General features: G+C 61.5%; 22 protein-coding genes and 1 pseudogene. 11 read left to right on the top strand and 12 right to left on the bottom strand.

Annotated features, from left to right (window positions below; genetic code table 11):
- The first annotated feature begins 3 nt into the window (after window positions 1-3).
- Genes gmhB through BI364_RS16095 form a run of 3 tightly spaced genes read left to right on the top strand, consistent with a single transcriptional unit; the run spans window position 4 to window position 1,900 of the window.
- Entirely contained in the window at window positions 4-552 is a 549-nt protein-coding gene (gene gmhB, locus BI364_RS16105) for a D-glycero-beta-D-manno-heptose 1,7-bisphosphate 7-phosphatase (protein WP_070080156.1), read from the top strand.
- Window positions 549-1,280, top strand: a complete 732-nt coding sequence (locus tag BI364_RS16100; RefSeq protein WP_070079604.1) for a lysophospholipid acyltransferase family protein — start codon at window positions 549-551, stop codon at window positions 1,278-1,280. Before gmhB ends, BI364_RS16100 begins: the two co-directional genes overlap by 4 nt.
- Window positions 1,277-1,900, top strand: a complete 624-nt coding sequence (locus tag BI364_RS16095) for a hypothetical protein (protein WP_070079603.1) — start codon at window positions 1,277-1,279, stop codon at window positions 1,898-1,900. The genes BI364_RS16100 and BI364_RS16095 overlap by 4 nt, the downstream gene beginning before the upstream one ends.
- Before the next feature lie 24 nt (window positions 1,901-1,924).
- Here the strand turns inward: BI364_RS16095 and BI364_RS16090 are convergent, their stop codons facing one another.
- From BI364_RS16090 to BI364_RS16050, 9 genes and pseudogenes are all read right to left on the bottom strand, one after another.
- Window positions 1,925-2,686: a TIGR02186 family protein gene (locus tag BI364_RS16090; protein ID WP_083251478.1), complete on the bottom strand. Its 762-nt coding sequence runs from the start codon at window positions 2,684-2,686 to the stop codon at window positions 1,925-1,927.
- Complete coding sequence (locus BI364_RS16085) at window positions 2,683-3,603, bottom strand: sulfite exporter TauE/SafE family protein (RefSeq protein WP_070079602.1); 921 nt, start codon at window positions 3,601-3,603, stop codon at window positions 2,683-2,685. Before BI364_RS16085 ends, BI364_RS16090 begins: the two co-directional genes overlap by 4 nt.
- 180 nt (window positions 3,604-3,783) lie before the next feature.
- Window positions 3,784-4,548, bottom strand: coding sequence for a tRNA threonylcarbamoyladenosine dehydratase (locus BI364_RS16080; protein WP_070079601.1), 765 nt, complete (start codon window positions 4,546-4,548; stop codon window positions 3,784-3,786).
- Between the two features lie 27 nt (window positions 4,549-4,575).
- Window positions 4,576-5,360 (bottom strand): annotated as a pseudogene (locus tag BI364_RS16075) (TatD family hydrolase).
- Window positions 5,361-5,428: 68 nt separating this feature from the next.
- Entirely contained in the window at window positions 5,429-6,466 is a 1,038-nt protein-coding gene (locus BI364_RS16070) for an NADP(H)-dependent aldo-keto reductase (protein WP_070079600.1), read from the bottom strand.
- 22 nt (window positions 6,467-6,488) lie between these two features.
- A complete protein-coding gene (locus tag BI364_RS16065; RefSeq protein ID WP_070079599.1) occupies window positions 6,489-7,607 on the bottom strand; it encodes an FIST signal transduction protein in 1,119 nt (372 codons plus the stop codon).
- Window positions 7,608-7,670: 63 nt separating this feature from the next.
- Window positions 7,671-8,111: a hypothetical protein gene (locus BI364_RS16060; RefSeq protein ID WP_070079598.1), complete on the bottom strand. Its 441-nt coding sequence runs from the start codon at window positions 8,109-8,111 to the stop codon at window positions 7,671-7,673.
- Between the two features lie 96 nt (window positions 8,112-8,207).
- Window positions 8,208-9,098, bottom strand: coding sequence for a phosphoribulokinase (locus BI364_RS16055; protein WP_070080154.1), 891 nt, complete (start codon window positions 9,096-9,098; stop codon window positions 8,208-8,210).
- Between the two features lie 143 nt (window positions 9,099-9,241).
- A complete protein-coding gene (locus BI364_RS16050; RefSeq protein ID WP_070079597.1) occupies window positions 9,242-11,068 on the bottom strand; it encodes an SLC13 family permease in 1,827 nt (608 codons plus the stop codon).
- Between the two features lie 154 nt (window positions 11,069-11,222).
- On the opposite strand from BI364_RS16050, the gene nhaD reads away from it, so the two are divergent.
- Both nhaD and BI364_RS16040 read left to right on the top strand, forming a co-directional pair.
- Window positions 11,223-12,671: a sodium:proton antiporter NhaD gene (nhaD, locus tag BI364_RS16045; protein ID WP_070079596.1), complete on the top strand. Its 1,449-nt coding sequence runs from the start codon at window positions 11,223-11,225 to the stop codon at window positions 12,669-12,671.
- A 62-nt stretch (window positions 12,672-12,733) separates the two neighbouring features.
- The gene (locus BI364_RS16040) at window positions 12,734-15,442 is read left to right on the top strand and encodes an EAL domain-containing protein (protein ID WP_070079595.1); all 2,709 of its coding nucleotides are present in this window, start codon (window positions 12,734-12,736) and stop codon (window positions 15,440-15,442) included.
- A gap of 15 nt (window positions 15,443-15,457) precedes the next feature.
- On the opposite strand, the gene BI364_RS18960 is transcribed toward BI364_RS16040, so the two are convergent.
- The gene (locus tag BI364_RS18960; protein ID WP_070079594.1) at window positions 15,458-15,997 is read right to left on the bottom strand and encodes a winged helix-turn-helix domain-containing protein; all 540 of its coding nucleotides are present in this window, start codon (window positions 15,995-15,997) and stop codon (window positions 15,458-15,460) included.
- A gap of 803 nt (window positions 15,998-16,800) precedes the next feature.
- Between BI364_RS18960 and BI364_RS16030 the strand changes: the two genes are divergently transcribed.
- Both BI364_RS16030 and BI364_RS16025 read left to right on the top strand, forming a co-directional pair.
- Complete coding sequence (locus tag BI364_RS16030; protein WP_197495757.1) at window positions 16,801-19,122, top strand: TonB-dependent receptor; 2,322 nt, start codon at window positions 16,801-16,803, stop codon at window positions 19,120-19,122.
- Between the two features lie 19 nt (window positions 19,123-19,141).
- A complete protein-coding gene (locus tag BI364_RS16025; protein ID WP_070079592.1) occupies window positions 19,142-19,345 on the top strand; it encodes a hypothetical protein in 204 nt (67 codons plus the stop codon).
- Window positions 19,346-19,420: 75 nt separating this feature from the next.
- Here BI364_RS16025 and BI364_RS16020 read toward each other — a convergent pair whose 3' ends face one another.
- Both BI364_RS16020 and BI364_RS18485 read right to left on the bottom strand, forming a co-directional pair.
- Window positions 19,421-20,083: a winged helix family transcriptional regulator gene (locus BI364_RS16020; RefSeq protein WP_070079591.1), complete on the bottom strand. Its 663-nt coding sequence runs from the start codon at window positions 20,081-20,083 to the stop codon at window positions 19,421-19,423.
- Window positions 20,061-20,777: a response regulator transcription factor gene (locus BI364_RS18485; RefSeq protein ID WP_197495756.1), complete on the bottom strand. Its 717-nt coding sequence runs from the start codon at window positions 20,775-20,777 to the stop codon at window positions 20,061-20,063. The genes BI364_RS16020 and BI364_RS18485 overlap by 23 nt, the downstream gene beginning before the upstream one ends.
- A 192-nt stretch (window positions 20,778-20,969) precedes the next feature.
- On the opposite strand from BI364_RS18485, the gene BI364_RS16010 reads away from it, so the two are divergent.
- The 4 genes from BI364_RS16010 (at window position 20,970) to BI364_RS18125 (ending at window position 25,057) form a co-directional block, all read left to right on the top strand.
- Window positions 20,970-23,150 (top strand): TonB-dependent receptor, encoded by a 2,181-nt coding sequence (locus tag BI364_RS16010; RefSeq protein WP_070079589.1) that lies wholly within the window; start codon window positions 20,970-20,972, stop codon window positions 23,148-23,150.
- 66 nt (window positions 23,151-23,216) lie between these two features.
- Window positions 23,217-23,909: a MotA/TolQ/ExbB proton channel family protein gene (locus BI364_RS16005; RefSeq protein WP_070079588.1), complete on the top strand. Its 693-nt coding sequence runs from the start codon at window positions 23,217-23,219 to the stop codon at window positions 23,907-23,909.
- A 1-nt stretch (window position 23,910) separates the two neighbouring features.
- Entirely contained in the window at window positions 23,911-24,309 is a 399-nt protein-coding gene (locus BI364_RS16000; protein ID WP_070079587.1) for an ExbD/TolR family protein, read from the top strand.
- A 22-nt stretch (window positions 24,310-24,331) separates the two neighbouring features.
- Window positions 24,332-25,057 carry an energy transducer TonB gene (locus BI364_RS18125; RefSeq protein ID WP_070080153.1) on the top strand — a complete coding sequence of 242 codons (726 nt, stop codon included), beginning with the start codon at window positions 24,332-24,334 and terminating at the stop codon, window positions 25,055-25,057.
- Window positions 25,058-25,067: the final 10 nt, after the last annotated feature.

Genomic DNA, 25,067 nt, shown 5'->3' with positions numbered 1-25,067 from the left:
ATGATGAAACTGATCATCCTCGATCGCGACGGGGTCATCAACGAGGATTCGGACGACTACATCAAGTCACCGGACGAGTGGAGACCCATCCCCGGCAGCCTGGAGGCGATTGCACGCCTCAACGAGGCCGGTTATCAAGTCGTGGTGGCGACCAATCAGTCGGGTATCGGCCGCGGTCTGTTCGATGTCGAGACGCTGGCCGCCATGCACGAGAAAATGCACCGTTTGCTGGCCGCGTATGGGGGGCATATCGATGCGGTGTTTTTCTGCCCGCATGCGCCGGGACAACGCTGCGGTTGTCGCAAGCCCGCCCCTGGTCTGTTTGCGGAAATTGCCCAGCGCTTCGGTGTCGATCTTGGCGGCGTTCCCGCGGTCGGCGATTCCTTACGCGACATCGAGGTCGCACAGGCCGTGGGCGCTCAACCCATGCTGGTGCGCACGGGGAAGGGTCAGCGGACCTTGGCCGCGGGCAAAGTGTCGGGCGATGTGCCGATCTTTGACGACCTAGCCCACGTGGCTGACACCTTGGTCAACACCGGAGAAATGACATGAGCACGTCGGTGGCCAGGTTCCGCTCCTGGTTGTGGCTGGCGTTGGTGGCGCCGTCGACGATTCTCTTTTCCCTGCTCGGTCTGCTCTTGTTCGCAGCACCCTTCAAGGTGCGTTATGCCGTGATCACGCGTTGGACGCGTTTCGCGGTGTGGTGGTTACGCGTGACCTGTGACCTGGATTTCCGCGTTGAAGGGGCCGAACATCTGCCCGCTGGCGCGGCGGTGATCCTCGCCAAGCACCAGTCGGCCTGGGAGACGCTGGCCTTCCAGGTGATCTTCCCGCCGCAGGTCTGGGTGCTCAAGCGTGAGTTGCTGCGCATCCCCTTCTTCGGTTGGGGTTTGCGCATGCTCGAACCCATCGCCATTGATCGTAGTGCCGGGCGCAAGGCGGTTGTTCAGCTGATTCGCCAGGGGCGCGAGCGCCTGAATCGCGGGATATGGGTGGTCGTGTTCCCGGAAGGTACACGGGTCGCGCCTGGCGAGCACGGACGTTACAAATCGGGTGGCGCGGTGCTTGCCGTGAATGCCGGCGTGCCGGTGGTGCCCGTGGCGCATAACGCCGGGCTCTATTGGCTGCGCGATGGCGGCAAGCGTTCGGGCACGATTCGAGTGGTCATCGGGCCGCTGATCGAGACCGCGGGGCGCGAGCCTGATGCGGTCAACGCCGAGGCCGAGGCCTGGATCGAAGGTTGCATGCCGGGGCTGCTGGCCGAGGAGAAATCACAATGAGTGCGTTGCGTTTGTTGGCCGAATTTCCCGACCGTCGCATCTTGTGGCTGGTGGGCAGCGAACCCGCCGTGTACTACATTGCCGATCATCAGGCGCAGGGCATACTGGTGAACGCGCCGGCCTTCGATGCGGATCTGCTGACGACGCTGCAGGCTGAGCGTCAGCTGCGCTACATTTTTCTGCCCAGCCGGCGCGGAGCCTTGGATATCGAGCGGTGGCGCTCGGCCAGTGGCGCCGAGGTATTGGCCTTTGGCGCGGAGGCCGCAGCGATCGAGGGTACGATCGATCTCGTGTTGGACAACAAAAGTCGATTGACCCGCACCATCGATTTTTTACCCATGTCCGGCGTGACCGAGGGCAGTTGTGCGATGCGTCTCAAGAACAAGCCCGGCGCGGTGTTCTTCGGTCCGGCGCTAAGCCCGGGGCAAGACGGTTGGCCGACTCTGATATTCATGCCCGACGACTACTCGATGGAAAACCGGCTGTTCGGCGTGTTGGGGATACAGGATCTTGCTTTCGAATACGCCTTCACCGACGACTTCGATCCGGACACGACCCGCTTCGGGCCCGGTGCGGGTGCGGCCGTCAAGGCCGCGGTCGAACGCGCGCTGGACGACTAGCGCTTGGGGAACAGGAAGCCCTTTTCAGGCCTTCTTGCCACCGCGCCCCATGACCACCCCGAGGAACAGCCCGAGGGCCATCACCGCCAGTGTGAAGCTGATACCGAACAGCCAGGAACGCTTGTCCGCGATACTGGATATCCAGTGCTCGATACGCACCTCCGCGACATTGATCTGTCGGTGGTCGGTGGCGATTACCTGCCCGTTGCGCACGAGGTAGATGTCTACCCGATAGGTGCCCAGCGGTAGTTGTGCGGGCAGTTTGATGGTGGTCGAGTAGAGTCGTTGCCCCAGTATCTTCACGGCCTGGCCGTTGACCACGTATTCGTGGTGGCGCGCCTTCAGGTCGAGCAGTGCGTGGCGGAAGGTCGCGGCATCGGCCGGCGTCGGCGATACGTGCATGCCACTCAGTGCGTCCTGAAGGCCGAGGCCGTAGCGGCGTTGCGCGGTTGCCGGCAGAATTTTGTCGATCGGTGCCGAGGACAGCAGGAAATACAGACCGGGCGTGTCGGCGATGTCGTATTTGGCGACGCTTAACCAGAACGGACCGACGCGCCCTTTCTGTTTGATCGACACGGCTTGGGTCGGCGAGGTGACCTTCACCACCACCTGAGCGGGTTCTGACATGGCGCCGAATAGGGTGATCTCGTCGCCAGTGTAGCGCGTGGAGATGTCGACGTGATCGCTGCTCAGCTCGGTGACCAGGTGTGCTGGTTTCGCCGGGGTTTGGGCGTGGGCCAATGCGGGCAGCAGGGCGATTGCGGCGAGTACGAGTCTCATCTTCATCGGGCAAGTACCAGGCTGTAGATGTCGTGGGGTTTGATCAGTATCCCGAACAGCATCTTCACCGCGACCGCGACCACCACCAGTGCGAGAATCAGGCGTAGCTGTTCACCCGGGAGACGCGATCCGAGCTTGGTGCCCCACTGGGTGCCAAGCGCGGAACCGATGACCAGCACCAGTGCGAGAAAGGGGTCGACCGCATGATTCACGCCAGCCTGCAGAATGCTGACCTCGGCGGTGGTGAACAGTAGCTGGAACAACGAGGTGCCGACCACGACCTTGGTCGGCATGCGCAGCAGGTAGATCATTACCGGCACCATGATGAAGCCGCCGCCGACGCCCATCAGCGAGGTGAGAATACCGACGCCAAAGCCGATGATCACCGGCACGATCAGCGACAGCTTGAGTTGGGAGACCGGAAAATCCACCTGCAAGGGCAACCGTGTCATCCAGCCGCCTTGCCCGGTCTTGCCTTCGGATTTCGCGGCCTTGGCCTTCGAACTCCCACGCAGGGCATTGAGCGATTCGATCAGCATGCTGGCGCCGACGATACCGAGCAGGCCGACGTAGAGGAAGGTCACGATGGTGCCGAAGTGGCCGCCAGCCTCCAGCACTTGCGCGATGTGCACGCCGACCGCGCCGCCGGTCCAGCTGCCGACTAGTAACACGAAGGCCATGCGGAAGTCGATGTTGCCCAGGCGCCAATGGGCATAACTGCCGCTGGCAGAGGTACCCACGATCTGAGCGGCGCCGGTGGCCACAGCAACCAGGGGCGGCACGCCGATGAACAGCAACAACGGGGTGATCAGGAAGCCGCCACCGACGCCCACCAGGCCGGAGAGAAAACCGACGATGGCTCCGAAGAACAGGATGAGAAGGAGATTCACATCCATGTGGGCGATGGGCAGGAAGATGTCCATGCGGTACCTCGGGTCGTGTACTGGGTGTCGGCGCTGGGCTGCGTCTGACGTACTGCTCGCCGGCGCCTGCTGGGAGTCAAGGCGCGCGTAGCTTAGAGGAAATGGGGCGGCGCTTCAAAGTGAGCCAGCCTAGGCGCCGATCAATAAAATTTATCGGCAGACAGCCTCCATCGGTATGACTTATCGCGCTTGGGTGGCTTCGGATAACAGGGTACGGATTGCATGGCCGGCGAGCGTGAGGCCGAACAGTGCGGGCATATAGCTAATGGTGCCATTGACCGCGCGCGGTCGTCCGGCCGGGTCGTCCACAGGTTGGTGTGCCAGTCCCTTGACTACCGGTGGTTCGTCGGAGAAGACCACTGGGTAGTTGAGCCGCGCGCCCAGGTCCTTGAGCGATTTGCGCATTTCCCGGGCGAGTGCGCAGGTGTGGGTTTGATTGAGCGTCGCGACATGGATGCGGCTCGGGTCCATACGCCCACCTGCACCCATGCTCGACATGATCGGCCGGCCGGCACGCTGCGCGGCGGCGACCAAGGCAGCCTTGCAGGCGATCGAGTCGATGCAATCGAGTATGTAGTCGAATGGCGCGCGCGCGATCAGCGCATCAGCATCCTCAGGGCGGAGGAAATCGGTGAGCACGGTGGTGGTGATATCGGGGTTGATATCGAGCAGGCGCTCGGCCATCAGCGTGGCCTTGGAACGGCCCAGTGTGGAATGTAGCGCGATCGCTTGCCGGTTGAGATTGGACGGTGCGACCGTGTCGTGGTCGAGCAGCGTAATATGGCCGACGCCGGCGCGGCCGAGGGCTTCGGCCGCGTTGCCACCGACGCCACCGAGACCGGCGACCAGCACATGGACATCTCGCAGGCGCTCGATGCCGGTGGCACCGATCAGGATGGCGGTACGCTCATGGGCGGCGGGGATGGCGGTAGCATCTGGCGGCATCTTGCAGTTCCGTAGCGGGTTTCTGGGTCAGTCGGGTAGCGCGAATAATCGGCGTGCGTTGGCCGTCGTAGCCATGGCAATGGTACTCGAATCCGTGGCGCGCAGCTCGGCCAGGACGCTGCAAATTTCGTCGACGAAGCCGGGTTCGTTACGTGCGCCGCGGTGGGCAATGCCGGGTTGGTCTGGTGCATCGGTCTCAAGCAGGATGGCCTCCAGAGGCAGCCGTGACGCGACCCGCGCAGTCGCTGTGCGCGAGGGTAGGTGAGTGGACCGCCGAGGCCGATACAAAAACCCATGTCGAAGAGCTGTTCGGCCTGTTGCAGGCTGCCGGAAAAGCTGTGCACTACACCACGCAGGCCTGGGTGACGGCGCAGTTGCTTCATGACTGCATCCAGCGCGCGGCGCGCATGCAGAATCACCGGTAGGTCGAACTCGCGTGCGAGTCTCAGTTGGGCGATCAGGTATTCGGTTTGCGTGGCGGGATCGAGGCCGCCGACATAGAAATCCAGCCCGCACTCACCCACGGCGACTGGGCGCTCGCGTCCGAGCCATTCGGACAATTCGCCTAGGTGTTCGGGGCGGTGTTCGGGCAGGTACATTGGGTGAAGGCCGTAGGCGGGGTACAGCCCTTGCCCTGGGTCGGCGATGGCCCGCAACCGCGACCAGCTCGCGGCGCTGACCGCCGGCAGGATGATGGCACCGACACCGGCCGCGCGCGCGCGCGTCAGCACCGAAGCGCGGTCGACGTTGAAATGCTCGTCGTCGAGATGGCAATGGCTGTCGATCAGTGAGGGAATCTGCGTTACGGACATGTGCTGAGCATAACGCAGAGCGCCCCGCGCGGCCGGCATGCCGATGCTGGGCTGCGCGGGGTTTCGTCTTAGGGGCAGGGGTAGGGGTGCCGCTCGTGGATCTGTTCGATGGCGGCGAGTACTTCTTCGCTGAGGGTGACGTCTGCACTGCCGATATCTTCGTCGAGCTGTTCCAACGTGGTGGCGCCGATAATGTTGCTGGTCAGGAAACTGCGGCTGTTTACGTAGGCCAGTGCCAACTGCGTGAGGCTCAGGTCGTGGTCGGTGGCCAGCTGTGCGTATTGTGCGACGATGCCGTCGACGTAGGGCGCGCTGTATCGCTGGAAGCGTTCGAACAGGGTGACGCGAGCCCCCGCAGGACGCTTGCCGCCGAGGTACTTGCCACTGAGCACGCCGAAGGCGAGCGGCGAATAGGCGAGCAGACCCAGCCCCTCGCGGTGCGCCACCTCGGCGAGACCGGCCTCGAAGCTGCGGTTGAGCAGGTTGTATGGATTCTGGATGCTGATCGGTTTTGGCAGGCCGAGCGTTTCGGCGAGATGCAGGTAGCGCATTGCGCCCCAGGGTGTCTCGTTGGATAGGCCGATGTGACGAATCTTGCCCTGTTCGACCAGACGGGCCAGTGCGGTGAGGGTTTCCTCGATCGGGGTGGCGTTCTCGTCGGCGTTGTGGGTGTAGCCAAGTTGACCGAAGAAGTTGGTATTGCGATCTGGCCAGTGCACCTGATAGAGGTCGATGACGTCGGTGTTCAGTCGGCGCAGGCTGTCCTCAACGGCCTGATTAATATGTGCGGTGGTCAGGCGTGGGCCGCCGCGCAGGTAGTCCAGACCATTGCCGGGTCCGGCGACCTTGCTCGCGAGCACGATGTCGTTGCGACGCCCCGTTTTCTTCAGCCAGCTGCCGATATGGGACTCGGTACGCCCCTGGGTCTCGGCCCTTGGCGGCACGGGATACATCTCGGCGGCATCGACGAAGTTGATGCCGGCAGCCAGCGCGCGGTCGAGCTGGCTGTGTGCCTCGGCCTCGGTATTCTGCTCGCCGAAGGTCATGGTGCCGAGGCAGATCAGACTGACCGACAGGTCGGTATGTCCCAGGGGACGGTATTGCATGGGGGTTCTCCGTGAGCGGGGGTTAGAGGAATAGGGTGAGGACGCCGGTGAAGCCGTAGAGCCGGTTGCGGAAGATCTCGCCGTTGGCGAAGAAGCCCACCAGCGGCACGTCGCCGAGCGCCTCTTGAATGAGCTTGAGTTCGGCGGAGTCGTCACCGAACTGATAGCGTCCGCGCCCGACGCAGGAAACGTAGACGGCGCCGCGCGGCGTGCCGTTCATTCGTCCTTGAAGGTCGCCGAGCATGCGCTGGAGATCGGCGCGCGCGGTGTTGCCGTCGCGCCGGCAGAACATCAGCTCGCCGCCTTCTTCGGCGTAATCCCCGATGGCGAGGATCTGGCGTGGCTGGTCGACACCGACGAGATTGCGGATCAGATAGTCGTCATCGTCGCTGCCGGGCACCGGCAGGCCGGCGAAGATGTAGCCGCCAACGCGGTTGAGGTCGCGCGCGAGTACCTCGCCGATGTCGGCCTTCATGACCTGGAGCGCCGGTTCGTGGTCGAGATCGACCACAAGATTGCGGTCGCTGCGGGTGATGCGGTGGCGCGGCCCGATGGGGGTGCAGCCTTGCGTGTGAGCGGTGACCAGACCGACCTCTGGGCCAAATATGACGCCCGATAACCCGCCGCCGACGACCAGGTCCGCGACCTGGCGATGTTCGCCTTGACTGGAGGTGATGCCACCGAACATGAACAGGTTGGGGACGGCTTCGGCCAGTGCGCCGATGAGCTGGGGGGTGCGCGGGTTGGTGGGATCGCCGTGCACCAGCGCGACCATGGTCTCCTCGCGCTGCAGCCAGTCGCGGTGCAGCGCGAGGTAATGTGATGGATCGCTGTCGATCAGCGGCATCATGCGGAAGCTGTGCGGCGGGAAGTCGCCAACGAGCACGCACAGCGCAGGCGCGTCGTAATACTCGTGCCCGGTCACGCTGATGGCCACGCCGACGGTGCCGACCCAATGGGGCACGCCGGTCACTTCGCGCAGGCCCTCGACCAGCTCGTCCAGACGTGGGGCCAGAGCATCGGTCAGATAAAGGATACCGAGGCTGGCGGATTCTGGCAGCGGCCCGAGCTGGCGCGCGCAATCGGCAATCAGTTGTTCGGGCTCAATGCCGGTGGTGTGGGCAAGTGCGAAGCGTTCCATGAGGCGTCGATGCGGTCCGTCTGTGTGTGGCAGTGGTCGGTTCGGCCAAGTCGTGACCGGGCGCTACAGGCTGTCGAGCATGGCGCGTGCCTCGTTGTCGGTCAACGGCATGCCTGTTTTGGCCTCAAGCGAAGCGCCGTCCGGGCGTAGGCACGCGTGGTGGCGTTCGGCGATTTCTTCCAGGAACCAGAAAATCTCGCTGGGGTGGACCGGCTGCTCGCCACGCAGCAGATGGCGCAGATAGAGCGCCTCGTCGGTCACCTGTATCAACAGTGGGAGCGGCAGCTCCAGGGGCAATACATGCCGGCGTACCAGCCATTCGACCGGTGTTGAATCATCTGCGCTGAAGTGGCGGACGTCGATGCGGAAGTGGCCGCCGCCGCCGGGTTGCGTGAGCAGCTCGGTCAGCCAATTCGGCACAAAGCCGCGGTGGACAATCAGCGTGCGGCCTTGGTAGCGCGCGCGGAATCGTGCCAGGGGTGAAGCGGTGGATATTAAGGGCATGGGCTCCGGGTGTGACGTGACCTCGGGGGAATCATAGCACCCGAGGTCACGTATCTCAGCCCTGCGCGAGGCGCCGCTGGCGGCGCCTCGTGACCTCTAACCGCGTTCCTTGAGCATGCGGTCGATGATGGGGCCGAGGATGATCTCCATGGCGAAGCCCATCTTGCCACCAGGTACGACGAGGTCGTTGCGGCGGGACATGAACGAGCCCTGCAACATCGCCAGCAGGTAGGTGAAGTCGATCTCGAACTTCAGTGGATCCTTGAAGCGGATGATCACCAAGCTCTCGTCTGGCGTCGGGATGTCGCGCGCGATGAAGGGGTTGGAGGTGTCGACCAGGGGCACGCGCTGGAAGTTGATGTCCGTGTGCGAGAACTGCGGGGTGATGTAGCGCACGTAGTCGGGCATACGGCGGAGCATGGTTTCCACTGTGGCCTCGGGCGCGTAGCCGCGTTCGGCCTTATCGCGGTGGATCTTCTGGATCCACTCGAGGTTGACGATGGGCACCACACCGATCAGCAGGTCGACGAACTCACCTGCGTCGACCTCGCCATCGCGCACGCCGCCGTGCAGACCCTCATAGAACAGCAGGTCGGTGTCCTCGGGGATGTCTTCCCAGGGGGTGAATTCGCCGGCCTTGAGCGCATTGCCGAGGCGGCTGTTGTGTTCGGCGGCCTCTTCGTCGCTGTGCAGGTAATAGCGCTTCTTGCCGGTGCCGGATTCGCCGTAGGTGCGGAAGGTTTCCTCGATCTTGTCGAAGAGATTGGCCTCGGGACCGAAGTGGCTGAAGTGGTTGTTACCCGCCTCGGCCGCCTTCTTCATGGCCGCCTTCATTTCGATGCGATTGTAGCGGTGGTAGCTGTCGCCCTCGATGATGACGGGCTTGATCGATTCGCGATGGAAGATGTGCTCGAAGGCGCGTTTGACGGTAGAGGTGCCGGCGCCGGACGAACCGGTGACCGCGATGACGGGGTGCCGCTTGGACATGTCGGTGACTCCTTTACTCGTATGGGAAATCCGTCGGCCGGGACCGCCTGCGGGCGGCGGCCAGGCAGGCCGCAACGCCGCGGCGTCGCCGCGCAAAATCACCGCATTCTAGCGGGGATATGGTCGCGGTGCGAGACGGCCGCTCAGAAAACCAGATTGAGCATGAGTAGCATGACGACTAGAAACAGCACGCTCATGATGCCGCCGGCGCGCAGGAAGTCCTTCACCCGATAGCCGCCAGGACCCAGGATCAGTGCGTTGACCTGATGGGTGGGGATGATGAAGGAATTGGAGGTGGCGAGCCCTACGATCAGTGCAAACAGGCGCGGATCGCCGCCGGATTCCACGGCCATGCTGATGGCCAGCGGCACCAGCAGTACGGTGGCGCCGACGTTCGACATCACCAGTGAGAATACGGTGGCGAGCACCGCGACCACGGCCTCGATCGCCCACAGTGGCGCTCCGTCGAGCAGATGCAGGGCCTGCGCAGCGATCCAGGCGGCGGTCCCCGTCTGTTCCATGGACATGCCCAGCGGGATCAGGGCCGCAAGTAGAAATACGGTCTTCCAGTCCACCGCCTTGTAGGCCTCGTCCATATGCAGCACGCCGGAGAGCACCATGCCGATGGCGCCAACCATCAGCGACAGTGACAGGCGCAGGGGGGAGAACAACACCAGGCCGATGGCCAATGCGAAGAAAAACAGGGCGAAGGCCAGTTTGTGGGGGCGCTCTTCTTCGTGTGGGTATTCGGTGGTGACGACCACGAAGTCGCGGTCGCTATCGATGCGCGCGAGTGTCTCCCAGGTGTTGTGGCACACGAGCGTGTCGCCGGGCTGCAGCTCGACATCCCGCAATCCCTCGCGCAGGGTTTCGCGTCCGCGGTGGATAGCCAGCACCGCGAGTCCGTAAGTCTTGCGCATCCATAGTTCGCGCAGGCTGTGACCGATCAGTCGCGAGCGGGTGGGGATGACCACCTCGCAGACGCCGGCGCGGGTGGGTGCGAGCAGATCGTTGAATATGTCGAGTTCAGGTTTGGGCGTCAGTCCGCTTTCGTTCAGATAACTGACCTGTCGTGCGCGCTCAACCATGATCACGAGATGGGTGCCTGCCTCGACCGCGACGTCGCGCGGTGGGGCGATGATCGGGGTGCCGTCGACCAGCGCCGCGATGACGTGTACGCCGTCGACCTCCTCGATCTCGCCGACGAGACGACTGGCGAGTCGGCTGTCGGGTGCCACTCGGGCTTCGATCACGGCGAGGTCGAGACCGTAGAGCCGGCGGAAATAACCCATCACGTCGGCACCGCGAGCGCCGGGGGTGTTGTTGCTGGGCAGCACGTAGCGCCCCGCGATGACGAAATAGAGGATGCCGGTGGCTAACAGCGCAAGGCCGATCGGGGTGACCTCGAACAGTTTGAAGCGGGGAATGCCAGGTGGCAGCAGATCGTTGAGCAGAATCAGCGGACTGGAGCCGACCAGGGTGACGGTGCCGCCGAGAATCGCACAATAGCCCATCGGCATCAGCAGGCGCGACATGGGTAAGCCGCTGCGCGCCGAGATGCGCGCCACCACGGGCAGGAACAGGGCGGCGGCGCCGACGTTCTGCATGAAACTCGAGATCAGGCCGACGGTGCCGGAAATCAGCGGGATGAGGCGGCGTTCCGTTCGCCCGCCCACGCGCAGGATCATGCCCGCGAGTCTGCCCATCATGCCGGTCTTGTCGAGTCCGGCGCCGATGATCATCACGGCGATGATGGAGATCACCGCATTGCTCGCGAAGCCCTCGAACAAGCGCTTGGCATCCGTCAGTTTCTCCAGCCCAGGCACCAGCGTGAGCAGGCCGAGGAGCACCATGACGAGAACGGCGGCGACGTCCACGCGGACGATCTCGGTGACGAACAGGAAGACGGTAAAGGCGAGCAACCCGAGCACCACCATCATGGTTGGCGTCAGGCTCATTGCTTCGGTCATGCATCCCCCGGGTGATGGTCAGATGCCCCAGCATAGCCCACGCGCGCCTGGCACGCCCCGCTAGGGATGTGCCAGGTGGGCGAGGATGTTAGGCTCGGCCGATTTGCCGGTCGCGGTATTACCGCGCGGGTTATACAACCACGGGTCTCAAGCCATGAAATCGTTGCCAGCCTTTCGCCTTTTTCTCGTGGCGCTGTTCGCTTTGTTGCTGCCTACGGTGGCTCAGGCCGCTGAAGCGGGCGCGGGTGGACCGCCGGTCTTCTGGAATCTCACTGGAAGCTGGTACGGCATGGTTGCCCTGCTTGTATTCGTGCTCGCCTATCTTCTGGTGGTTGCTGAAGAAGCGCTACATTTGCGCAAGTCGAAACCGGTGATGATTGCCGCAGCGGTGATCTGGGTGATGGTGCCGCTGGCCTATGCGGCGCATGGCAATACCACCTTGCCGCAGGTGGCGATCCGCGAGAATCTGCTGGAGTACGTCGAGCTGATGCTGTTCTTGTTGGCGGCGATGACCTACATCAACACGATGCAGGAGCGCGGCGTGTTCGACGTGCTGCGCGGCTGGCTGGTGTCGCGCGGATTTTCGTTGCGCACCATCTTCTGGATCACGGGTTTGCTGGCCTTTTTTATCTCGCCAGTGGCCGATAATCTGACCACGGCCTTGCTGATGGCCGCGGTGGTGATGGCGGTGGCGCGCGACAATCCGCGCTTCGTGGTGCTTGCTTGCATCAACATCGTGGTGGCGGCGAATGCCGGTGGCGCCTTCAGTCCCTTCGGCGACATCACCACGCTGATGGTCTGGCAGCGGCACATGGTGACCTTCACACAATTCTTCGATCTGTTTCTGCCGGCCGTGGTGAACTGGCTGGTGCCGGCGGCGATCATGTCCTTCGCGGTGCCGCACGGCCGGCCGCGACCGATGAACGAGCGGGTGGTACTCAGGCCGGGTGGCGCGATGGTGATTGTCTTGTTTTTCATCACCATCGCCAGTGCGGTGGCCTTCCACCAGTTTCTGCACATGCCGCCGATGCTGGGCATGATGGCAGGACTCGGCCTGCTCAAGCTTTATGGTTATCGCATCAAGATGCGTGAACGGCGTGCGTTGGCAGGCATGGAGGGTCTAGGCGGACAGGAACCTCCCGTATTCGATGTATTTGCACAACTCCAGCGCGCCGAGTGGGACACACTGATGTTTTTCTACGGCGTGATTCTGTGTGTCGGCGGTCTGGCCGCGTTGGGTTATCTCGCGCTGGTCTCCGAGGCGCTGTACAGCGGACTCGGCGCGACGCCGGCCAATGTCATCGTCGGTCTGCTGTCCGCGTTGGTGGACAACATTCCCGTGATGTATGCGGTGCTGACCATGCAACCGGACATGTCGCACGGTCAGTGGTTGCTGGTCACGCTGACCGCGGGCGTGGGCGGTTCGCTGTTGTCCATCGGTTCCGCGGCGGGTGTTGGCCTGATGGGTCAGGCGCGAGGAATTTATACCTTTTCCAGCCATTTGCGCTGGACCTGGGCCGTGGCGCTGGGGTATGCGGCCAGTATTTTGGTGCATCTGTGGCTGAACGCCGACCTGATGCATCTGCCTGCAGGCGGCGGATGAGCGTCAGCGATCCCCGGTGTATATCATCATGAGTCGATTCATTCGGCGCGGTAGGTAGGTTCATGAGCGGCAAGCGCGATTCCTCTGAAGACATACGTTGGCGTGACCTGCTCTCGCGTGTGCGACGCTTCATCCGGCTGGACGACGACACGCTGGCACTGCTGACCCGTCATGCCGCACATCTGACCGCGGGAGCCGATCAACTCGCGCTACGTTTCTATGACTATCTACTGTCCTACCCCGAGACTGCCGCCCAGTTCGAACGACTGGGCATAGAGCGCTTGCGCGAATTGACGGCCATTCAGGCCGCCCACTTCCGGGGTCTGATCAGCGACTGGCCGGAAACCGCGAGCCGCTCCGTCGGCCATATTGCACGGGCGCATTACGCGCACGATGTCTCCCCGGTCTGGGTGGCGGGGGGCTATAGCCTGTATCTCGATCATCTGGAGGCGCGCATCCGCGAGCTGTCCGAGGCCGAGCGCCCCGCGCTGCGCTCGGCGGTGTTCCGAGTGCTGCTGGCAGATATCATGCTGCAGTTCGCCGGTTTCGAGGCGATTCACAACGAAACCATGGCCGAGCGGGCCACGATCTCGCAGGCCCTAATCGAAACCACGCTCAAGCTGGCCGATCTTTCGGCGCCGGAGGATGTGCTGGCCAGCATTTGCAATGAGCTCGTGACCCGTTCGCGCCACTTGCCGGCGGTTTGGTTCGGGCTGATCGAGGATAGCCATACACCGATCACCGCCCACGCGGGTGCCGGTCGCGGGCGACTCTGGGAGACGGTGGACGTGTCCTACGATCCTGCCGATCCCCTGTGGCAGGCGCTGGACGATAACCATTTGAAGGTGCTGACCTGTCAGGATGCGAATCTGCCGGATTGGTGCTCATCGCATCAAGGCATCGAGGCGGTCGCGATTTTCCCCTTCGGTCGGGTTGGCGGGCTGCGCGGTGTGGGCGTGGTCTATTCCGATCGTAGCTGGTACTTCGATCACATTGATTTAACCCCTTTCGGGGCTTTCGCCCGCCTGGGGCAAGTGCTGCTCGGGCTCAAGGAAAGCCATCTGCGCGACCCGCTCACTGGACTGCCCAACCGGGGTTTGTTCATGGATCGCTTGCGCCAGGCAATGGTTCAGAGCCTGCGCCGGGATCGCATACTCGGCGTGGGTATGATCGATCTGGACGGATTCAAGTCGGTCAACGACCGTATGGGGCACCCGAGTGGCGATGCCCTGCTGCGCGAGGTCGCCACGCGCATACAGGCGGCCTTGCGACAGGGCGATACGGTGGCACGCTTTGGCGGCGACGAGTTTGGTTTGTTGCTACCCAATTTGCGCACCCTGGCGGAGGCCGAGCTGGTACTCGACCGTGTGCAGCGCGCATTCGAGCCGGTTTTCCATATCCAAGGCGAGCAGGTACACGTGGGCGCCAGCCTGGGCCTGACGCTGTATCCGCTCGACGATGTGGATGCGCAGGATCTGATTCGGCACGCCGACATTGCGCTTTACCAGGCAAAGGATGCCGGTCGTGGCGTACATCGGCTGTTCGAGCGCGACCGCGAAGATCATTTACATCGCATCGATCTGTTGCAGCGTGAATTCCTCGATGCGCTGGAGCAGGGTGAGTTGGTGCTGCACTACCAACCAAAGGTCGATATGTCCAATGGCTCGATTTGGGGAATGGAGGCATTGATCCGTTGGAGACGCGATGGCGAGCTGCGCATGCCGTCGAGTTTTATCGAGGCCGTCGAGCTGCGCGCGCAACTGGTTCGCCAGCTCGGGCGTTATGTACTCGAGGCCGCAGCAATGCAGATTGACCACTGGCTGGCAGCGGGTTACGAATGGTATGTCTCGGTGAACATCGGCGCGCAACATCTGCTCGATCCAGCCTTCATCGATGATGTGGACGATGTCCTGCGGCGTCACCCGACGGCAACGCCATGGTTGCAAATTGAGGTCACCGAGCAAGCTGCGTTGCGTGATCTGGTGACTACGCGACGGGCGCTGACCGCCTGCCGCGAACGTGGACTCGCGGTGGCGCTGGACGACTACGGCACCGGGCATGCTTCGCTGACCTACCTGCAGGAGCTGCCGGCCAATCAGATCAAACTCGACCAGCGTTTCGTCGGCCGTCTGCTCAGAGAGCCGCGCGCGCTGGCGATTATCGCCGGGACCCTGACCTCCGCGCGCCTGTTGAATCTTGACGTGGTGGCCGAAGGCGTCGAATCCGTGGAGCAAGGCGAGTTACTGCTGCAGCTAGGTTGTCAGATCGCTCAGGGTTACCTGATCAGCCACCCATTGCCGGCCGAGGCGTTGGCAGCGTGGGCCGCCGGCTGGCAACCGCCAGCGGAATGGATGGGCGACGAGAAAAGCGTGTGGTTCACCTATGATGATTTGCCGCTACTGATGGCGCGGACCGCGCACCGCCATGGCGTCGCGCAACAGCTCGAAGCGTTGGCGCTTCCCCGGTGTGACGAGTACCCGTTACTGCCCCTCCACGATTGTGTAGACGAACACGCCTGCGCACTGGGTGCTTGGTTGGTGGGTGCTGGGCGTCGGCATGGGCGGCTCCCTGGGTTTGCCGAGTTACAGCGCTGTCACAGCGACTTGCACGCACGCGCCTTGGAAGCCACGTTGGCCTGGCAAGCGGGTGACGACAAGATCGTGCAACGGGGCATTGTGGATTTCGAGCGTTCCGCGCAGGCACTGGACGATGCCTTGATCACGCTGGTGCGACACATCGCGAACGGCGGCGCCCACGCGGACGCCGGCTGAGAATGCATGCCCGTCTCAGGGCATGTTGTGCACCTCGCCAGAGGGGTTGCTGCGTCTGCGGGTAGCCGGTCGTGGACGATAAATTTCGTGAGGGCGCGGGGCGGCACCAGCGAGCACCAGACGATAACCGTAACCCTTGATATTGCGAATCGACAGCGGGACACCTTGTCGGGTGAGCGAGGCGCGTAAATTTCTAATCTGTGAGGCAAGGCGTGCGCGTACGCCAGCCTTGCCGTTCCAAAGCAATGCCTCGAGCTGTTCGTAAGACGCTGCGCGAGAACCGTGGTCGTGGAGCGCCTGCAACAGTTCAATTTCCTTGATGCGCAGGGATATCGGCCAACCATTCAGATAGGCTCGGTGGGTTAACGGATCGAGCCCGAGCGGCCCAATATAACTATGATTCGGATACCCCGCTGCCCGCCGGAGCAGTGCGCGGACTCTAAGCAGAATTTCATCCTCGGAAATATTTTCATGCGCGCAAAATATCGGCGCCCAGTCGTTTATCTGCTGATATCTGCAGTGATCGTCTGTTCGAAGCAAAAAATAGGTGCGCACCGACTTGTACGAACTAGTAGGTTCTGTTCGATGGTCTGCGTCCAAGACCTGATTTCATCATGGCTGTATCCAGACATCAGAATGGCTGAAAAAGAGCGGACCATCAGTTGGTCGCTGGTTTGTTTTAGCGTTCTCGGGTGCGCAACCTTAAAACCCTCCCTGATCAGAATCCGACGCAATGAATGCGTTTGGTCGGTTTCGCCAGATAGCAATATCCAATGCATGATTTTGGCCTTCACAAAAGGTTAACGTGATATTCATATGCTTTTAATAAAACATATAACTTGTTGTTTGTTAATAAAAATAAAATGAAATTGCAATCGGATTTAAGGTGAATGTAAGGCTTCTGGATGTTTCCTTGATCAGACTCCCTTCGACCAGTCACGAGTCGCTATGACACGGGCCGTGGAAAATCGTTTCGATTCATTCATATAAACGATTGATGGTCGGCAGGGATGCGAGTGTAGAAACGGTGCTGAGAAATCGGGACAGACAAGACATGGCAGGCGAGATAAATGCCCAGTGATGCGTAAGTGGATTGCCGATCCTATGGATCTGGAGGCGGGATATTTTGATACCCAGTCATCATCAGTATGGTGACGGGAATCTATTCCGGGCAATGAAGGTTGCGCTATGGGGCATTGATGTCAGCGATGGATTTATCCCGAATATAGATAGGAGGGGATAACTGATTAAAATCTCACTTCGAGGAATTTGGAATGCGTATTGAAAAATTCAGGATGAGTCCGCTGTTATTGGCGCTTGCGGCATCCGGTGTCATGGTCGGTATGGTCAGGCCGGCCTTGGCACAGGCGCACAATCAGAATGCTGGAAATGCCAAAACGCCAGCCGTGAGCAGCGTCTCTCCGGTTTTTAATGTCGGTGTTGTGAGTGATGAGCTAAGTCCGCTCGACACCTTGGGTAAGCTGCCGAGCATGAAGCACATCTTTGAGTCGACACAGTCGGTCAAGGTAATCGGCAAGAAGGAATTGGATACCGTTGGCCCGGCGATGGGGGCGGGCCAGGCACTGGAGCAGGCACCGGGCGTCAATGTGCTCAACGATGGCCCCAGTGGGGCGCCTCGCGCGAGTATCAGCATCAATGGCATGAAGACCGGCTGGGGCAATATTGGCGGTAATGCGAACGATGGTATGGTGATGGTGACCTTCGATGGCGTGCCTATGATCGACCCGGCGTATGGCGTCTGGCAGGCCTCGGAGGTACCGCAAATATCGATGTTTCGGGGGATCTCGGTAACCTACGGGCCGGGGTACCCGGTTAATCGTTGGTACGACAATATTGGTGGTTCGGTGAATTTCATGCCGCTGCAACCGAAAGCCAAACCTGGGTTCAAGATTGGCGTTTTCGGCGGCAGCTTCAATACCCAAGGTATGAATTTCAGCGCTCAGTCCGGTAGCATCGATGGCTGGGCTACCGTGGTCGCCGGTGGTGTCAGCAGCAGCGGAAATTTCGTAAAGGGCTACGGATTCAACAACCCGGCGAATAATTATGCCTACTATGCAAAGACGACAAAGACGTTCACCGGTGGGCATCTGAGTTTTGGTGCCTATACCTCACATGCCGTCGCCTACCGGCCAGTACCCATACCGGTAACTGGGAACAGTAACGTCACCATCTACGGCGTCAATCCGAATACCGGTAATCCCATACCAGGGCCAGTTTATAGCCAACAGACCACTGGTTTTTACACATCATTGCCGAAATCAACGTACTGGAAGCGCGCCTTCGTCAACACGACACTGATCTACTCTAAATTCGAGGATGCAATCGCGACCGGGATGCATTTTCATAATATGCTGTTCTATCGTTATGGCAATCGAACCCATCTCCATTACAACAATCTGGGACAGTCGCCAAACGTTCTTGATCAGTATTACAACGCCACCAGCAATACCTATGGCGACAAGATGTATGTTGACCTTGCATTACCCTACCGTAATGAAGTATCGGTAGGCGGTTATTTCATCAACAGCCAGTATTATTCGTTATTGGATTTCTATAATCCATCGATACCCGTCACGGTGAACGGTCAGCAGCTGTATCATAGTTTGTCGCTGCCTCATCATTTTCATAGCTCATATTTGTACGAAACCGATTTGGCTGCATTTGTGCAGGACGATTTTCAAGCAACCGATAATTTTCGCATCACCCCCGGACTCCGCGTGGTCAATTTCAAGAGCAATTTTGTGAACAATGCGGCCGCTGCATTTCCAACCAACGTGATGTATTCGATCGGTAACAACGGCGACACCCAGCCCAATTCGCAAACCAGTTTCACCGAATTGGAGCCATCGATCGGCGCGAACTGGAAGGTGACGAAGCAGCTTGCGTTGTACGCTAATTATTCGACTGGGTACCGGTCGCCAGCGGGGGCGACGGGCACCTACGCACACTTCCTGGCTTCGACCCTGCAACCCCAGGTCTCGACCCAATACCAAATCGGCGCCAAGGCCTATCTGCCGGATGATGGTTATCTGCGTAATGCCCTGCTGAGTGTGAATTACTATCATCTTAACGACACCAACGAGATCATCCCGATCCCGGTGGTGAGCCATGCCTACAGCCTGTTCGCCTCGGGATCGTCTAATTTCAGCGGCGTCAATCTGTCGTTTGTCGACAATCCGGTGTATAGCCTGCATTTGTTTGCGAATCTGAGTTTCGAGCGTGCGGTTTACTCGAATTACGTGAGCCCATCGCATGGTTCGTATGACGGCAAACCGATTTCTAACGTGCCTGACCACACGATAAACGCCGGCGTCTTCGACGAGATGTACAAGGATGGTGTCATCTACAAGCCGCGTCTGTGGTGGAACTACACCGGGGCGCAATACATCTACAACAACAACACCGGCGCGCCGACAACGCAAAAACTGCCGGCGTTCGGTTTGTGGAACGCGGGTCTCAAGATCGCATTGGGACGGCAGGTCGGTTTTGCAGGCATGAAGGGGCTGACGGTGAGTCTCGATGTGACCAATCTGCTGGATAAGAAGTACAACGCCTACGAGTATATTTCCGGCGGCGGTTATTACGGCGTTGCCGGTCAGCTGTTGGCGGAACCCGGTGCCCCGCGTGCTTACTATGCCAGTATCGAAGCGAAGTTCTAGGCGTCTATGACGCACAAGCGTGGTATCTGTCGCCAATTCGCGGCAGATGCCACTGCATGCTGAGCCACATGCGCAATTTGTTCGCTACTGGATCCAGCAGAAATATCACACGCCGTATGTCGGTAATGATGTCGGTTACTTCGGCGGCAACAACGCCGGTGCGATTCTGGTGGATCCGGGGGCACCGCGCGAGTGGTACGTGTCGGCCAACCACGGCTTCTAGGTCATGACTCCGTGAAGACGGGGATTCACGGGTCGCACGCAAGGTGCGGCCCGTGCTTGTTGCCGCGTCGTTCGATCAATCGTCGGCCAAGCGGTAGCCGATACCCCGTACGGTCTGGATCAAGGGTTTGGGGAAGGGTTTGTCGACCTTGGTACGTAAACGATGAACATACACATCGAGCACATTGTCGTTGGGGTCGGCCTCAACGCCCCAGACGCGCTCGACCAATTCGCCGCGGCTGATGGTGCGGTCGGCGTTGAGTGCCAGCAGGCGCAGCAGTTGATATTCGCGCACGCCGAGCCGCAGGTGGCGCCCGGCGCGCCAAACGTCCACCGAGGACAGGCCGACCTGGAGGTCGCCGATGATGCAGTGTCCCTCGTTCAGTGCGGCGGGTGAGACTGCGCGCAAGGCGAGCAGTCGCTGGTGCAGCATTTGGCCTGGCACGTCACCGGGCAGGCAGTCGTCGGCGCCATGTTCCAGTGCGGCGAGGCGGCCGGCATGACTCAGTGGCGCCACCACCAGCAGCGCGGCCTTGCCGGCCCGTGTGCGTGTCGTGGCCACATACTCGACCACGCGGTCGTCGCGCCCGTGCAGGACGACCGCCTCGACCGGTGGCCACTCGGTGGTATCACGCATCAGCGGCCAGGCGAATTCATGTATGGATTCACAGCGTGTGCGTAGGGCCGAGAGCAGGCGTCGAGGCGGATATTCCGGTTCAGAGAGCAGAAGCAGCAGCATGATTATCGACTCTCGCGGGTTTGATCCATCGAATGCTCAGGGCATAACCCAGGGATTTGACGCGCTGCACGCGAACGGCCGCAGTGCGTCCGCCCAGGCGGCGGCGTAAGTGATGCAACTGCGCCGCCAGCCGTTCGCGGCAATACGGCCGATCTGGCCACAGGCGACTGGCCAGGGTGACCGGCGACACCGGGCGACCCTGTGCCTCGATCAGCAGGTTGAGCAAGTTGAACTCCATCGGGCGCAGCGCGATGGGCTGACCATCCAGGCTGGCGCGGGCACGCAGGGGATCGAGTCCGAGCGCGCCGAAGCGATGGTGAGTGGGGTAGCCATCGGCGCGTCGCACGAGCGCGCGCAGGTGAGCGAGCAGGGCATCGTCGGATGCGTCCGCGTGCCAGAACAGTGCTTGTCCCGCCAGCATGCCGGCGGTATCCAGCGGTTCCGTGGCGACGGCGAGAAAAGGCGGCGGCGCGCAGCGGTGTGCAGAAAAGATGCGTCCGGCCTGATGGGCGATATCGACCACGTCCTTCGCCGGCAAGCCGATGAAAATCGCGCAATTGTGCGTGCGTGCGGCGAGGGCCTCAACCGCATGTGTCAGGCCTTCGGCCGTGCTGACGCGGAAGCCTTCATGGCGCAAATGCTTCGCGAAGGCATCGATCCGAGGCCCGTTACCCGCCACCAAAATCCAGCGCATTCTGAGTTCCTGAAACCAAAGCGGCACAAAAATTTCATCCGCGCGAAACAAACGCGCAAGCCGATGAATGTAAAGACCGAATTAAGACAAGTTAATTATTGGAAAGGTTCCTGTCAGGTTTGCCGCAGTGGCGATCCCCGAGACTTGCGCACCCGTCAACTCACCCCCGAATTGATAACAGGAGCGTTTGTCATGGAGTTTCGCCGTAAGTATCTGGCCCGAATGATTCACCTGGCCGCCGTGGGAGGCTTGTGCCTTTCCGGCGGTATCAGCGTTGCCCATGCCGATGCCATGAGTCTCGGCACCGTGAGCGCGAACAGCGGCACCGGTAGCACGGCGCCGTCGCAGAAGTCCGCACCGCACCAGGCGCCGACCAAGACCCCGCTCAAGGCGACCCAGCCGACGGCCGTGATCTCGCGTCACTATATCCAGAACAACGTGCCGCTGAGCGCCAACTACGGTTCCATCGCCGCCGTGTCGCCCAGCGTATCGGTAGTGGACCCCAACGGTCCTGGTCTGATGGAGAACCAGGGGCTGACCATTCGCGGCCTGCAGGACGGTCAGTTCAATGTCACCTTCGACGGCATTCCGTGGGGTGATTCCAACGACTTCACGCATCACTCCACCAGCTATTTCATGGCCAACGATATCGGCGCGATCAACGTCAACCGCGGTCCGGGTTCGGCCAGCACCATCGGCGATGCCACCTTCGGCGGCACCATTGCGATTCATTCCAAGGATCCGAGCAAGACTCCAGGCATCGTGCCCTTCCTGTCGGCCGGTAGCTTCAATACGCAGATTGAAGGTGTGCAGTTCGACACCGGCACCATGAAGCACTACCACGATGCCCGCGCCTTCCTCGACATCGAAACCCTGTCGAGCAAGGGCTACCTGACCAACAGCGGCCAGAAGCGCCAGAACTACTTCTTCAAGATCCTGCGTCCGATCGGCGACAACACCGTGTTGAGCTTCGTGGCGATGCACGACCAGATCCACCAGAACGTGCCGATTGGCGCCACCAAGGCCGAGATCTCCCAGCATGGCTGGAATTACGGCCTGAGCAGCGATCCCACCAAGCAGAACTACTACGGGTACAACTACGACAAGATTTCGACCTATTTCGTCGATCTTGGCCTCAAGACCATCTTCGCCAACGGCACTCAGCTCGACAACAAGCTCTATACCTACGGCTATACCCACTACGGCTTCAATGGTGCGGATCCGAACGGCGAGCAGCCCAACGGCACCTACTATGGCGCCAACAATGTGCCGGGTCAGCGCATGAGCATGATCTACCAGAGCGTCGGCGACCTGCTGCGCCTGGTGCAACCCATCGCCATCGGCGACCTCAAGTACGGCATCTGGTTTGACCACCAGTGGAACACGCGTAGCCAGTACGAAATCGACTGGACCCTGGGCGGTGCGCTCAATCAAAACGCCGGTAAGGCCGGGCCTTATGGCGCGACTGATCGTCTGATGTACGACACCCTGGATTCGGCCCAGCCCTATCTGCAGCTCGACTGGCATCTGACTTCGCGACTGACTCTGACCCCCGGCGTGAAGTACGTATGGTTCAAGCGTTCTCTGAATGCCCCGGTCAACCAGGGCAGCAGCACCGCGCCGTTGGTCTACTCCAAGACCTACTCCGATGCTGTCCCCTCGATTGCGTTGCACTACAAGATCGCGTCTGACTGGACCGCCTACGGCCAGGTGGCCAAGGGCTTCCTTGCGCCGAATCTGAACACCTTTTATGCACCGAACCCGGCGGCCAGCACGGTCAAGCCGGAGACGACCACCAACTACCAGGCGGGCACGGCCTATCAGACCGATCGCCTGACCCTGTCCGGCGATGTGTATTACATCGACTTCAACAACAAGGTGGGCAGCCGCACGGTTGCCGGCAACACCCTGTTCTACAACCAGGGCGGCGTGATCTATGACGGCGTCGAAGGCAGCGCCACGATGTATGTCGGCGGCGGCTTCAGCGGCTACGTCAACGGCAGCATCAATAGCGCCAAGGAAAAGACCACCCATCAGTGGATCGCCAACGCGCCCAAGGCCACCGCCGCGCTGGGCGTGATCTACAACCAGGGGCCGGTATACGGCGCGTTGCTCGACAAATACGTCGGTTCGCGCTACGGCGACAGCGGCCAAACCCAATCGCTTGCTGCCTATTCGGTGGCCAGTTTGTCACTGGGTTACAAGCTCGATGCCGGCATGCCGCATCCGGTCGATGTCCGCCTGAAGATCGACAACCTGCTCGACAAGAAGGCGATCTACGCCCTGGCGGGCTATACCGGGGGCGCCAATACCCCGCTGTACTGGACCCTGCCTTCGCGTAGCTTCGATCTGAGCGTGTCCACCAAGTTCTGATCTCCTCCGGGATCTGACCGTTACGGGGCACAGGGATGTGCCCCGCCTTTTTGGGAGACGTGATCCATGAACCTGCAAAATCTGACGCATATTGCCAGCCAGTCTGGTGGCATTCTTTACTTGATGGCGATCATGCTGTTCGTCGTCCTGACCGTCATCATCGAGCGCAGCCGCAGCCTTGCGCGACTGCAGAAACGCGGCGATCGCATTACGCGCGCCACGACCGCATTGGCCGATCTGGGCCCGGTAGCCCTGCGCGAGCTGTGTGTCCAGGCCGAGGGCCTGCCGCACGAAGCATTGCTGCAAATCCCCCTGCACCACCCTGAAATCCGCGACCCCCAACGCCTCGGCGAGCTGATGGAGGAGGCGATCATGATCGAAATTCCTCACGTCGATCGCAATCTGTGGGTGGTCGACACCATCATCACGCTGGCGCCGCTGCTCGGCCTGCTCGGCACCATCATCGGCATGTTCAACGCTTTCCAGGTGCTCGGGCACCCCGGCACAGCCCCCTCGCATGTCACCGGTGGCGTGGCCGAGGCCTTGATCGCCACGGCTTCCGGCCTGTTCATCGCCATTCTCGGCGTGGTGTCCTTCAATACCTTGAATCAACGAGTACGCGAGGTGGTGCACCAGCTTGAGACCATCAGCCGAGCCTTGAGCAACCGCGCCCATGCGCCGCGTCGTCGCAGTGCGCAGGGTGCGAACGTTAACGAGGCCACGCGCGTCGGTATGCAGCCGGCGGCCGGGGAGGCCTGAGATGCGCTACTTCGAGGGGCGCAAGCCGCGCATCGAGATCATTCCGATGATCGACATCATGTTTTTCCTGCTGGTGTTCTTCATCATGATCACCCTCAGCATGATCCCCGACAGCGGCATCTCCTCGCAGCTGCCGACCAGCACCACCGCGCAGACCCTGCCGCACCCGCAGGTTGTCATCAATCTGCTCGCCAATGGCGAATTGCGGGTGGGGCAGGCGCCGCTGACGTTGGCCGCCTTGACCGCGAAGCTGGCCGCGCACGACCCTGCACACACCCAGGTCACCATCGCAGGTGCTGCCGGCGTCTCGTTGCAGCACCTGCTCGCGGTGATGGATGCCTGCCGCAAGGCTGGGGTCAGCGACATCGGGCTGGCCGCCAAGCCGGCCGGTGGCGGTTGAGACGCCGCCCTTGTCAGCCGTGATGCGACATAGATACCGGGATCGTTCCGGTGCGCTGCTCGGTGCGCTGCTGCTGGAGGCCGCCCTGCTGCTGGGGGGAGGCTGGTGGTTGATGCATCATGCCAAGGACGTGCCGGCCGCGCAGAAGGCGGGGCGCGTGCGCGTCGCTCTGGTGAGCCCACCCAAGCCCCCGGCTCCCAAGCCGGTGGTGCATACGCCGCCGCCGAAGCCCAAACCCCCACCGCCGAAGCCGAAGCCGCTGCCCAAACCGCCGCCGCCAAAGCCTAAGCCGGTGCCCAAGCCGGTGCCCAAGCCCAAGCCGAAACCGCATCGGGTCGTGCATCACGTCGCGCCGGTACCCAAACCCGTGCCGCCGAAGCCCAAGCCCGTGGCCGATCCACCGCCTCCGGTGCCGGTGGTGCACGCGGCACCGCCGCCACGGCCAGCCACCAGCAGCTTGCTGATGATCTTCGCGGCGCAGGTCCACGCGGCGGTGCAGGCGGTGTTGATCTATCCGCTGGCAGCGAAGGATCTGGGCCTGCAGGGCAGGACGCGCGTGGGATTCGATTATCACGACGGTCGGGTCAGCCACGTACACCTGCTGACCGGGAGCGGTTATGCGTCGCTCGATCGGGCCGCGTTGGCGGCGGTACGCGATGCGCATTATCCGCCGCCGCCGCCCTCGCTTGCAGACAAGACACAGGCGCTGACGATCTGGGTGCGCTTCCGCGCCCAATCGTCGGACTAGGTAACGCAAT

Origin of the sequence: Acidihalobacter yilgarnensis (assembly GCF_001753245.1) — a bacterium.
Taxonomy (GTDB): Bacteria; Pseudomonadota; Gammaproteobacteria; order DSM-5130; family Acidihalobacteraceae; genus Acidihalobacter; species Acidihalobacter yilgarnensis.
The sequence above is the reverse complement of the archived record's forward strand: the minus strand, read 5'-3'. Positions and strand labels throughout refer to the sequence as shown.

What these genes read in the sequence shown, in the direction of transcription:
- BI364_RS16100 (WP_070079604.1), top strand. Translation starts at nt 549, where the DNA reads ATGAGCACGTCGGTGGCCAGGTTCCGCTCCTGGTTGTGGCTGGCGTTG.
- BI364_RS16000 (WP_070079587.1), top strand. Translation starts at nt 23,911, where the DNA reads ATGCGCTACTTCGAGGGGCGCAAGCCGCGCATCGAGATCATTCCGATG.
- BI364_RS16040 (WP_070079595.1), top strand. Translation starts at nt 12,734, where the DNA reads ATGAGCGGCAAGCGCGATTCCTCTGAAGACATACGTTGGCGTGACCTG.
- BI364_RS16090 (WP_083251478.1), bottom strand. Translation starts at nt 2,686, where the DNA reads ATGAAGATGAGACTCGTACTCGCCGCAATCGCCCTGCTGCCCGCATTG.
- gmhB (WP_070080156.1), top strand. Translation starts at nt 4, where the DNA reads ATGAAACTGATCATCCTCGATCGCGACGGGGTCATCAACGAGGATTCG.
- BI364_RS16005 (WP_070079588.1), top strand. Translation starts at nt 23,217, where the DNA reads ATGAACCTGCAAAATCTGACGCATATTGCCAGCCAGTCTGGTGGCATT.
- BI364_RS18485 (WP_197495756.1), bottom strand. Translation starts at nt 20,777, where the DNA reads ATGCGCTGGATTTTGGTGGCGGGTAACGGGCCTCGGATCGATGCCTTC.
- BI364_RS16065 (WP_070079599.1), bottom strand. Translation starts at nt 7,607, where the DNA reads ATGGAACGCTTCGCACTTGCCCACACCACCGGCATTGAGCCCGAACAA.
- BI364_RS16070 (WP_070079600.1), bottom strand. Translation starts at nt 6,466, where the DNA reads ATGCAATACCGTCCCCTGGGACATACCGACCTGTCGGTCAGTCTGATC.
- BI364_RS16060 (WP_070079598.1), bottom strand. Translation starts at nt 8,111, where the DNA reads ATGCCCTTAATATCCACCGCTTCACCCCTGGCACGATTCCGCGCGCGC.
- BI364_RS16085 (WP_070079602.1), bottom strand. Translation starts at nt 3,603, where the DNA reads ATGGACATCTTCCTGCCCATCGCCCACATGGATGTGAATCTCCTTCTC.
- BI364_RS16050 (WP_070079597.1), bottom strand. Translation starts at nt 11,068, where the DNA reads ATGACCGAAGCAATGAGCCTGACGCCAACCATGATGGTGGTGCTCGGG.
- BI364_RS16010 (WP_070079589.1), top strand. Translation starts at nt 20,970, where the DNA reads ATGGAGTTTCGCCGTAAGTATCTGGCCCGAATGATTCACCTGGCCGCC.
- BI364_RS16080 (WP_070079601.1), bottom strand. Translation starts at nt 4,548, where the DNA reads ATGCCGCCAGATGCTACCGCCATCCCCGCCGCCCATGAGCGTACCGCC.
- BI364_RS16020 (WP_070079591.1), bottom strand. Translation starts at nt 20,083, where the DNA reads ATGCTGCTGCTTCTGCTCTCTGAACCGGAATATCCGCCTCGACGCCTG.
- BI364_RS16095 (WP_070079603.1), top strand. Translation starts at nt 1,277, where the DNA reads ATGAGTGCGTTGCGTTTGTTGGCCGAATTTCCCGACCGTCGCATCTTG.
- BI364_RS16055 (WP_070080154.1), bottom strand. Translation starts at nt 9,098, where the DNA reads ATGTCCAAGCGGCACCCCGTCATCGCGGTCACCGGTTCGTCCGGCGCC.
- nhaD (WP_070079596.1), top strand. Translation starts at nt 11,223, where the DNA reads ATGAAATCGTTGCCAGCCTTTCGCCTTTTTCTCGTGGCGCTGTTCGCT.
- BI364_RS18125 (WP_070080153.1), top strand. Translation starts at nt 24,332, where the DNA reads ATGCGACATAGATACCGGGATCGTTCCGGTGCGCTGCTCGGTGCGCTG.